The sequence below is a fragment of the Edaphosphingomonas laterariae genome (assembly GCF_900188165.1).
GTDB lineage: Bacteria > Pseudomonadota > Alphaproteobacteria > Sphingomonadales > Sphingomonadaceae > Sphingomonas_E > Sphingomonas_E laterariae.
The window spans coordinates 1-10,227 of the sequence record NZ_FZOS01000017.1 but is presented as its reverse complement, the minus strand read 5'-3'; the positions used below and the strand labels follow the sequence as shown (position 1 = coordinate 10,227).

10 protein-coding genes are annotated in these 10,227 nt (G+C 67.3%); 3 read left to right on the top strand and 7 right to left on the bottom strand.

The window, feature by feature from the left end:
• Positions 1-44: 44 nt before the first annotated feature.
• Positions 45-401: a hypothetical protein gene (locus CHB74_RS14195; RefSeq protein WP_089220298.1), complete on the top strand. Its 357-nt coding sequence runs from the start codon at positions 45-47 to the stop codon at positions 399-401.
• Here the strand turns inward: CHB74_RS14195 and CHB74_RS14190 are convergent.
• Positions 395-823 carry an Rrf2 family transcriptional regulator gene (locus CHB74_RS14190; RefSeq protein ID WP_089220346.1) on the bottom strand — a complete coding sequence of 143 codons (429 nt, stop codon included), beginning with the start codon at positions 821-823 and terminating at the stop codon, positions 395-397. The genes CHB74_RS14195 and CHB74_RS14190 overlap by 7 nt on opposite strands.
• Positions 824-920: 97 nt before the next feature.
• Here CHB74_RS14190 and CHB74_RS14185 point away from each other — a divergent pair, with 97 nt between their 5' ends.
• A complete protein-coding gene (locus tag CHB74_RS14185) occupies positions 921-1,367 on the top strand; it encodes a globin domain-containing protein (protein WP_089220297.1) in 447 nt (148 codons plus the stop codon).
• Between the two features lie 81 nt (positions 1,368-1,448).
• On the opposite strand, the gene CHB74_RS14180 is transcribed toward CHB74_RS14185, so the two are convergent.
• The 6 genes from CHB74_RS14180 to CHB74_RS14155 form a co-directional block, all read right to left on the bottom strand.
• Complete coding sequence (locus CHB74_RS14180; RefSeq protein ID WP_089220296.1) at positions 1,449-2,294, bottom strand: SDR family NAD(P)-dependent oxidoreductase; 846 nt, start codon at positions 2,292-2,294, stop codon at positions 1,449-1,451.
• Positions 2,295-2,307: 13 nt separating this feature from the next.
• Positions 2,308-3,069, bottom strand: a complete 762-nt coding sequence (locus CHB74_RS14175; protein ID WP_089220295.1) for a glucose 1-dehydrogenase — start codon at positions 3,067-3,069, stop codon at positions 2,308-2,310.
• Positions 3,070-3,225: 156 nt separating this feature from the next.
• A complete protein-coding gene (locus CHB74_RS14170) occupies positions 3,226-4,854 on the bottom strand; it encodes a class I adenylate-forming enzyme family protein (RefSeq protein ID WP_089220294.1) in 1,629 nt (542 codons plus the stop codon).
• An 11-nt stretch (positions 4,855-4,865) separates the two neighbouring features.
• Positions 4,866-6,044, bottom strand: a complete 1,179-nt coding sequence (locus tag CHB74_RS14165) for an acyl-CoA dehydrogenase family protein (RefSeq protein WP_089220293.1) — start codon at positions 6,042-6,044, stop codon at positions 4,866-4,868.
• Positions 6,034-7,161, bottom strand: coding sequence for an acyl-CoA dehydrogenase family protein (locus CHB74_RS14160; RefSeq protein WP_089220292.1), 1,128 nt, complete (start codon positions 7,159-7,161; stop codon positions 6,034-6,036). Before CHB74_RS14160 ends, CHB74_RS14165 begins: the two co-directional genes overlap by 11 nt.
• An 81-nt stretch (positions 7,162-7,242) precedes the next feature.
• Positions 7,243-7,983, bottom strand: a complete 741-nt coding sequence (locus CHB74_RS14155) for a TetR/AcrR family transcriptional regulator (RefSeq protein ID WP_089220291.1) — start codon at positions 7,981-7,983, stop codon at positions 7,243-7,245.
• Between the two features lie 287 nt (positions 7,984-8,270).
• Here CHB74_RS14155 and CHB74_RS14150 point away from each other — a divergent pair, with 287 nt between their 5' ends.
• Positions 8,271-10,061, top strand: a complete 1,791-nt coding sequence (locus CHB74_RS14150; RefSeq protein WP_089220290.1) for an acyclic terpene utilization AtuA family protein — start codon at positions 8,271-8,273, stop codon at positions 10,059-10,061.
• Positions 10,062-10,227 lie beyond the last annotated feature (166 nt).

Genomic DNA, 10,227 nt, shown 5'->3' with positions numbered 1-10,227 from the left:
TAACGTGGCATGGCGGATTGGCAATCGGACGATCGGGCAAGGCGATGTTCGCGCTAGCATTGCTGCTGGCTGGGCCGGCGGCGATGCCGGCGGGCATGGACGCGGCGCAGACCGCTTATGTCGGCTGCCTGGCCGCCGAATCGGATGCGGCGTTGCGCGAACGCGTGCCGGTCGATCGCTTTGCCGAAGGGGCCGAACGGATTTGCGAGGCGGAAACCATGGCGTTTCGCGCGGCGGCGATGCCGTTGCTGCTGGCGCAGGCCGGCACGGTGGACGAGGAGACCGCGCGGCAGGACGCGGACGCGCGCTTCGCGGCGATGGATGCGGCGCATCGGGCGCGGTTGGTGACGGCCTATCAGGGCAAGCTGCGCGCACGCCGGGGCGTGCGACCGGTTCAATGATGTGACGCGTTCTCGATCAAGGCCGCCATTGCCGCGCGCTGGCCGCTGATATCGGCGAGCGAATAGCCGTCGAGCACGCCGATGAAGGCGCGCGTCGCCTGGTTGAGCGCGCCGGGCAGGCCGCAGGCGGTGGCGATCAGGCAATCGGTGCAATCGACGAGGTTGAAGCCTTCCTCGGTGTCGCGCACGACCGCCCCGATATTGATCTCGCCAGCGGGCCGCGCCAACCGCAGGCCGCCATTGCGGCCGCGCACGGTGACGATGTGGCCGGCGCGGCCGAGTTCGTTGGCGACCTTCATCAGATGGTTTTGCGAGATGCGATAGGCGCCCGCGATCTCGCCGATCGAGCAGAGCCGGTCGGGCCGTGCGGCGAGGTAGAGCAGCATGCGCAGCGCGTAATCGGTGTGGCGGGTGAGTTTCACGGCGGCATAATATGCTTTTTGCTTGCATCTTTCCAGCGCTGTGAATAGATGCAGATCAGAAGCATGTTTTATCCGCTTCCGAAGTAGGGAGATTTCCATGGCGAGCAAGCTGAGCCCCGTCACCGTTGCGATCGTGAAGTCCACTGCACCCGCGCTGCAGCAGCACGGGGTGGAGATCACCACGCGGATGTATGAGCGGCTGTTCGTCGACCCCGCGATCAAGGCGATGTTCGATCAGGCCGCGCAGGAATCGGGCGAGCAGCCCAAGCGGCTGGCCGGCGCAATCCTGGCGTTCGCCCAGAATGTCGACAAGCTGGAGGCGTTGACCGGCGCCGTCGATCGCATGGCGCGCCGCCATGTCGAAACCGGCGTGAAGGCGGAGCATTATCCGGTCGTCGCTGCCGCGCTGCTGCCGGCGATCCGCGACGTGCTGGGCGCCGAGGTGGCGACCGACGAGGTCCTGGCCGCCTGGGCCGAAGCCTATGGCATGCTGGCCGACATCCTGATCGGCCGCGAAGCCGGCATGTACGCCGAAGCCGCGTAACACCCGCCTGTAACACGGTGTGGCCCACGCCCGCATATTGGGGCGTGGGCCATGCCGTTGGCCGGCCGATCAGGCCGGCGATCAGGCGGCCGGGGCTTCCCTGCCCTGTTGCACCGCATCGATCGCGGCATCGCCGAAGATGGCGCGCGCGACATTGGTGAGATCGGGATTGCGGCGCAGTTCGTGGCCGCCATCGACCGCGAAGCTCTGCCCCGTTACCCAGCCCGATTCAGGGCCGGCGAGGAAGCGGACGCCGCGCGCAATATCGTCCGGCATGCCCGCGCGGCCCAGCGGCATCTGATCGATGAACGGCTGGATCACATCGGGATTGTCGAACATCGGGCCGGTGGCATCGCTCTTCGTCATGCCCGGCCGGATCGCGTTGATGCGGACATTGGCGCTGCCCAGTTCATCGGCGGCGGTGCGCAGGAACTGTTCGAGCCCGCCCTTGGCGGTGCAATAGGCGCCGAGCCAGGGGAAGGGCATGATCGCGGCCGTCGACGAGATCAGCACGATCGTGCCGCCGTCCTTCATCCGCGGAACGCCGTAGCGCACCGCAAGGAAGGCGGTGATGATGTTGTAATCCAGCTCCGCCCGGAACGAATCCGCATCATGCATCAACAGCGGCTTGAAGCCGCCGCCGCCGACGGTGGGGACGAGGATGTCGAGCCGGCCGCTCATCGCGACGGCCTTGTCCAGCCCCGCCTCGACATCGGCCTGCTGACCGGCATCGCCGGCATGCAGCGCGATGCGGGCGCCGGGAACCTCGTCGATCAGCCGCGCGCGCGTGGCTTCAAGCGCGTCGATCCGCCGGCCCATCAGCAGCACTTCGGCGCCGTCCTGCAGCAGCAGTTTGGCCGAAGCCGAGCCGATGCCGCCGCTGCCACCGGTGACGAAAGCGGTCTTGCCGCTCAACAGCTTGGTCATGGCGCGTCCCTCCTTACTGGGCCGACAGGCCACCATCGATGACGAGGCCGTGGCCGAGCACGAAGCCCGATGCCGGCGAGGCGAGCCACAGGATCGCTTCGGCGATGTCCTGCGATTCGCCGGCACGGCCGATCGGGTGGGCGGCGGCGACGGCGGCTTCGGCTTCGGCCGAGGTGCCGACATTATCGACCAGGATCGCGGTTTTCACCCCGCCCGGGCAGACCGCGTTGATGCGGATGCCTTCGCGGCCATATTGCAGCGCGGCCGCGCGGGTGAGGCCGAGCACGGCATGCTTGCTGGCGGTATAGGCCGGCTTGTTGACGACGCCGGAAACCGACGCGAACGAGCCGACATTGATGATGGCGCCGCCGCCGGCCTTCTGCATCGCCGCGATTTCCGCCTTCATGCACAGGAACACGCCGCGCGTGTTGATGGCGTGGATGCGATCGAAATCCTCCAGCTTCCACTGCGCGGCAGGCGCGACTTCGGGATCGACGCCGGCATTGTTCACCGCGATGTCGAGCTGGCCATAGGTGCTGACGGCATGATCGACGATCGCCGCGACATCGGCTTCCTGCGAAACATCGCAGCGCACGAAGCTCGCCTTGCCGCCCTTGGCCGCGATCAGCGCGACGGTTTCCTCGCCGCCCTTGGCCGACACGTCGCCAACCACGACGCTGGCCCCGGCCGCCGCCAGCGCTTCGGCCGTGGCGCGGCCGATGCCGCCGCCGGCGCCCGTGACGAGCGCGACCTTGCCGGTGAAATCATGTGCCATGCAAACCTCTCCCGATATTATCGGGCCATGGTTAGCGGGCGCTGCAAGCGGCCACCACCGCCACTTGGACGGGGCCGTTCGCAGAAGGGCCATTAAGTGTCGGGGGTAGGGAAAAGGTGCGGGCGGCGCCGATACGCCGCCCGCCGGAAAGGAGGATCAGCCCGCCGCGCGGAGCGCCTTGCGATCGAGTTTGCCCATATGGTTGCGGGGCAGTTCGGCCATCACGCGGATATCCGTCGGCACCTTGTGCTGGGCGAGCTTGCCGGCCATCGCGGCCTTCAGCCCGTCGGCATCGATCGTCATGCCCGGCTTGGGCGCGACGGCGAGGACGACGCGTTCGCCCATCCGGTCATCGGGCAGGCCGAAGGCGGCCGCATCGGCGACCTGCGGTTCGGCCAGCGCGGCGAACTCCACTTCGGAGCAGGCGATATTTTCGCCGCCCGAAATGATGATGTCCTTCTTGCGATCGACGACGAAGAGATAATTCTCGTTATCGAGATAGCCGACATCGCCGGTGGCGACCCAGCCGTCGCTGAACACGCGGGCGGTTTCGTCCGGCCGGTTCCAGTAGCCGCGCGCCACCATCGGCGCGCGGATGACGATTTCACCCGCTTCGCCGGCCGGCAGGTCGCGGCCCTCATCGTCGACGATGCGGACCTGGGCGACCGGCACGACGCTGCCCGACGTGCCCGGCCGCTGGACGAGATCGGCGGTCGACGCGGCGCAGACGGTGCCCGCCGTTTCGGTCTGGCCGAAGCCGACGCCGAAGCCGGCATAAGGGAACATCGCGCGGATATCGGCGAAGAGCGGCGGCGGCAGCGCCTGCCCGCCGATGCCGAGCGCCATCAGCGACGACAGGTCATGCTTCCCTTCATGGACGCGGACGAGATCCCACAGCATGGCGGGTGAGCCCGACATGCCGGTGACGCGTTCGCGCTGGATGAGATCGAGCGCGTCGATCCCGCTCCACTTTTGCATGATGACGACCTTGCCGCCGACCAGCAGGTTGTTGAGGAAATCCGACGCGCAGCCCGAGATGTGGAAGAGCGGGAAGGCGTTGAGCACGGTCGGCTGGATCGCCGACAAGGCCTTGATCACCTCCGGGTCCATCCCCGCCATCGCCTTGGCGCCGACGAAGGCGCGCGAGAAGATCGTCGTCGCGATCCCCTGCGTCAGGCTGCGATGGGTGAGGCAGGCGCCCTTGGGCATGCCCGAGGTGCCGGTGGTGAACATGATCACCGCGTCGGCATCGGGATCGATCGCGACGGGCGTGAAGCCGCGATCTTCGGGCAGCGGACCGGCATCGACATCGAACAGCCGGTCGGCGCCGAGCCCCGCATCGCGCAGTGCCGCGGCGCGCGGCGTATCGGCGATCACCAGCTGGCATTCGGCATCGTCGATCGCGGCGGCCATTTCCGGCCCGGTTCCCCGGCTGTTGACCAGCACGGCGACGCCGCCGAGCCCGGTGATGGCGACGAACGCCGCCATCCAGTCCGGCCGGTTGCGCATCGCGATGGCGACATGCGTGCCGGCGGTATCGCCCAGCCGATCCTGCAGCAAGGCCGCCATCGCGCCGACCCGCGCGAAGAAGGCGTCAAAGTTCAGCCGCTCTTCGCCATAGACGACGAAATCGCGATCACCATGCTGGCGGGCGGCGGCGTAAAGCTCCGCCAAGGTCTTCGGGCCGTGGCGGAAGCCGCGCATGGCGACGCCGCGGACGATGATGTCCTCGATTTCGTGCGGCGCCCCCGGCGCGGTCAGCGCCACGATCAACGGATCGGTCATGCTCTCTCCTATTATCTCGCCGCTTTGCCTTCCCGGGGCAGGCCCAGGCCGCGTTCGGCGATGATATTGCGCTGAATCTGGCTCGTGCCCGCCCAGATCGAATCGGAACGCGATTCTAGATACATCTTCTGCAGGCGATAGGCGTCACTGCCGGGCACGGCGATTTCGCCTGCCGGGCCAAGCACGTCCATTGCCAGTTCGCCCAGCCGCTGGTGCCAGCTGGTATAATAGAGCTTGTAGGTGAGCCCCGCGAGGCTGAGCCCCGAACCGCCGAGCATGCGCAGCGCCGTATAGCGCATGGTGCGCAGTTCGGCCTGCGCGCGGGCCAGCCGCTTGGCGATGCCGGGGTTGCGCGCGGCGCCATTTTCCTTCGCGACGCGGAGGATATGATCGAGCTCGTTGCGGAAGCCCATCTGCTGGCCGAGCGTGGAAACCCCGCGCTCGAACGTCAGCGTGCCCATCGCCACCTTCCAGCCTTCACCCGCCGCGCCGAGCACGTTGGCGGCAGCGGTTTCGGCACCGTCGAGGAACACCTCGTTGAAGCTGCTGCCGCCGCTCATCTGGCGGATCGGGCGGATATCGACACCCTTGGCATCGAGCGGGATGAGCAGCATCGACAGACCCTTGGAGCCGACGCTGCCCGGCTCGGTGCGGACCAGCGCCATGCCCCATTGCGAATATTGGGCGAAGGAGCTCCAGATCTTCTGACCTTCGAGCACCCAGACCTGGCCGCCGGGGCGATCCTCCAGCCGCGCGCGGGTCTGGACGTTGGCGAGGTCGGACCCGGCATTGGGTTCGGAAAAGAGCTGCGCCCAGATGATCTCGACCTCGGCGGTCGGCTTCAGGAAACGCTGGCGCTGTTCGTCATTGCCGAAGGCCATGATCGTCGGCGCGACCAGTTCGAGACCGACATGGCTGAGCCGGCCGGGCGCGCCCGAGCGGGCATATTCCTCGTGGAAGATCACCTGTTCGAACAGGTTCGCTTCGCGCCCGCCGAAGGCCTTGGGCCAGGACAATTGGTTCCAGCCGGCGCGGCCGAGATGGCGTTCCCACGGGAAACGCTGCTCGGCACCCTCGCTGATCCCCTGGATCTCGCGAATATGGGCGAATTCGCCGGACAGCTGCGCATCGAGCCAGGTGCGCACTTCAGCGCGGAAGGCTTCCTGCTCGGGAGTGAAATCAAGCCGCATCGTTGGTCTCCGCGCCGAGGCCGATCGCGTCGGCGATGATTTTGGTCTGGGCGTCGGCATCGCCGAACAGGCTGGCGGACGTGCGCCCGCGACGGAAATAGAGGTGGGCGTCGTGTTCCCAGGTGTAGCCGATGCCACCATGATAATGGATCATGTCGGCCGAGCATTTCACGATCGCGTCGCTCGCCATCAGCTTGGCTGTGGCGGCGGCCTCGGCGAACTCCTCAGGCCGCTGATCGGCGCAGGCTGCGGCATACCAGACCGCCGAGGTGGCGGCTTCGACCAGCAGGGCGAGATCGGCAAGCGCGTGCTTGACCGCCTGGAAGGCGCCGATCGGCTGGCCGAACTGGACGCGCTGCTTGGCATAATCGACGGTGATGTCGAGCGCGGCGGCGGCGGCGCCCATCTGTTCGGCCGCGAGCGTCGCATTCGCGAAGGCGAGCACATCGGCGAAACGGCCACCGGCCATCACGGCATCGGCCGGCACGGTGACATTGTCGAAGCCGAGCCGGGCGGCGGCGCGGGTGATATCGAGCCAGGGCAGCCGTTCGGCGCTGAGCCCGGCTTCGCCGCGCGGCACCGCGACGAAACGGATTTCGCCATCCAGCTTCGCGGCGACGATGATCAGCCCGGCATCATGCCCGTCGAGCACGAAGCCCGCGCTGCCATCGAGGCGATAGCCGTCGCCATCGGTGCGCAGCGTCGCTGCCACGTCGCCGGGGCGATAGCAGCCTTCGACGCCGGTGAGGGCGACGGTGGCGGTTAGTTCGCCGGCGGCGATCTGCGGCAGCCAGCGATCCTGCTGCGCGGGCGTGCCCGCCAGAACCAGCGCGCGTGCCGCAATCGCGGTGGAAAGCAGGGGCGAGGGCAGCAAGGCCCGGCCGGCGGCCGCCGCGACGATCGACAGTTCGACCTGGCCGAGGCCAAGGCCGCCCTGGGCTTCGGGAACGACGATCGCGCTCCAGCCCATTTCCACCATCTGCTGCCAAACGGCGGCGTCATAGCCGCGATCGCTGGCGCCAGCGGCGCGCACGGCGGCCGATCCGCCATTTTCCTCGACAAGACGGGTCGCCGCGTCGAGCAGCATCGTCTGTTCGTCGGTGAATATGAAGCTCATGCGCTCAACCTCATATCGGGCCACCTCATATCAGGGCAGGCGGCGCAGCGGCCGCGATCGGATGCCATGGCGGTTTCTCTCCTAGGATGCAGGCCCCCCCAGCCCTTCGAGGAAGGGCAGGGCGGCAATGGTGTCGCGATGATCGAGCAAGGCGGGATCGGGATCGCGGCCGGTGAACATGCGGTAGGCGAGCAGCGCCATCCATTCGGCGAGCGCGGCTTCCGACAGATCGAGCGGCTTCAGCGATTTGGTGCGCCAGGCGACATAGGCGACCAGCGGCATTTCGCCCGCGCCGAGCGCGGCATAGCCCAGCATCAGCCGGCGCGCGCGTTCGGCGGTGCGCGGCTCATTGGGTTCCGGCCAGCGATCGGTGACAAGGAAGGTCAGATAACGCTGATAATCGGAATGCGATTTGGCGAGGAATTCGGGGCTGTCTTCCGATAGCGGCACCCAGGCGCGCATCAGCCCGGGGTTGCGCATGTAGTTCGCTGTCTGGATGCGGTGATGGACGCGCAGTTTTTCCCACAGGCGATCAGGCGCGGCGGGATCGAGCAGGGCTTCGATGTCGAGGAAGCTGGCGATCATTTCGCCCGAAAGCTCGGCGGCGATGGCGCGCAGATCGACGAAATAGCGATAGAAGAGGCCGGAGGCGACCTGCGCCTCATCGGTGATGTCCGTCACCCGCGCCTTGCGATAGCCGACGCGGTTGAACACGACGCGCGCGGCTTCCTTGATCCGTTCGCGCGCGGCCTCGCCCCGCGAGGTGCGCGGAACACGCACCGTTCGCGCGATCTGCGCCACCTTGTTCTGCCGTGCCGACATGCTGCTTCGCCCCGCTGGAATACTGGCCTCAGCCCAACGCATGTGTCGGCAGCGCGCGGCTGTCGAGCATGGCGAGCGGGCAGGGGAAAGGCATGGACGCGGGGGATCCTGACGGTGAGTGAGTTGATAGTGACGTTACATTCACTTTTGCGACACGCAAAGCCCGAATCTGTCGGCAGGATGGCGCAAATGAATCGCGTCGTTGCGATTTTGCGTCATGGTGCGCCGCATTGGTTGCGCACGGGGCGGGCCGGCGTCAGGCTTGCCCCGACGGAGAGGATAAAGACGTGACAGACAAAATCGTTCGCATCGGCGGCGCATCGGCCTTCGCCATCGACAGCGCGTTATCGGTGCCGCAACTGCTGGCGGTGCCGGGGCTGGATTATCTGATTTTCGACTATCTGGCCGAAGGTTCGATGGGGATGATGGGCCGCGCCGCCCAGGCCAATCCGCAGGCCGGGTTCGGCAGCGATTTCCTGGACGTGCATGTCGGCCCCTTCCTGCCCGAAATCCTGGGCCGCAAGGTGCGCGTGATCGCCAATGCCGGGGGCGTCAATCCGCACGCACTGGCGGCGGCGGTGGCGGAAAAGGCGAAGGCGGCGGGCTTTGCGCCCAAGATCGGCGTGGTCGCGGGCGATGACCTGCGCGAACGGCTGGACGAAGTGCGCGCCGCCGCCCCGGCCGACATGTTTTCGGGCGCGCCCTTCCCCGACAAGGTGATCAGCGCCAACGCCTATCTGGGCGCATTCCCGATCGCCCGGCTGCTCGACGAGGGCGCCGATATCGTCATCACCGGCCGCGTCGTCGACAGCGCGGTGGTGCTGGGCGCGCTGATTCACGAATTCGGCTGGGGGCCGGACGATCTGGACCTGCTGGCCGCGGGGACGACGGCGGGCCACCTGCTCGAATGCGGGGCGCAGGTGACGGGCGGCACGTTCACCGACTGGCAGGACGTGCCCGACTGGGCGAATATCGGTTTCCCGGTGGGCGAATGCCATGCCGATGGCAGCATCGTCATCACCAAGCCCCAAGGCACGGGCGGGCTGGTCAGCGTCGGCACCGTTGCCGAACAGATGCTGTATGAAGTGAGCGACCCGCAGGCTTATTATGTGCCCGACGTGACGTGCGATTTTTCCACCGTGCGGCTGGAGCAGGTGGGGCCGGACCGGGTGCGCGTTTCAGGCGCAACCGGGCATCCGCCGACGGACAGCTACAAGGTGTGCGTCACCTACGACAATGGCTGGCGCGGCGTCGTCTATCAGCCGGTGATCGGCATCGACGCGGCGGCCAAGGCCGAGCGCCAGGCCAATGCGCTGTTCGAGCGCGGGCGGCGGATGCTGCGTGATCGCAACCTGCCCGATTATCGCGCGACGCATTATATCCCGATCGGCACCGAGGCCGAATATGGCGCGCGGGCCCGTGCCGTCCCGTCGCGCGAGGTGGTCGCCAAGATGATCGTCGAGCATGACGACAAGCTGCCGGTGGACCTGTTTCTGCGCGAACAGCATATGGCGATTTCGGCGATGTCGCAGGGCACGACGCTCAACCTCGCCATCTTCGCCATGCCGATGACGGGGCTGTTTTCCTTCCTGATCGACAAGCAGGAGGTGCAGCCCGAAATCTCGCTCGACGGCCGCGCGCTGCCGGCGGAAGGATCCAGCCGGGGCGGCTTCCGGCTGGCGTCGCTCGATCGGCCGGGCGGCCCCGAGGCGCGGCCCGAGGGCGACGAGACGGTGCCGCTGATCGATCTGGCCTGGGGCCGCAGCGGCGACAAGGGCGAACTGTTCAACGTCGCCGTGATCGCGCGCGAGGCGCGTTACCTGCCTTATATCCGCGCCGCGCTGACCGAGGCTGCCGTGGCGGACTGGTTCATCCACCTGTTCGAAGGGCAGGAGCCGCGCGTCGACCGCTATGACCTGCCCGGCTGCGCGGCGCTGAACTTCGTGCTCCACGGCGCGCTGCCTGGCGGCATCAACGCGTCGCCGCGGCTTGACCCAGTGGGCAAGACGATGGCGCAGCAGCTGATGGAGTTCCCGATCCCGGTCGATCCTGCCATCGCGGCGGCGGTGCGGCGCTAGCTTGCGCCGCCCGTCGCGCGGCAGTGCGGGCTAGAGCAGTTTCCGATCCTACAGCGTCGGCCCGGATGCTTTAGGCTGTAGTGACGATTTAATTATTTGATCCAGAGCATGATGCTGGCGAGTTTGACGAAGCCGAGGAAGTTGGCGGCGAGCTTGTCGTAACGGG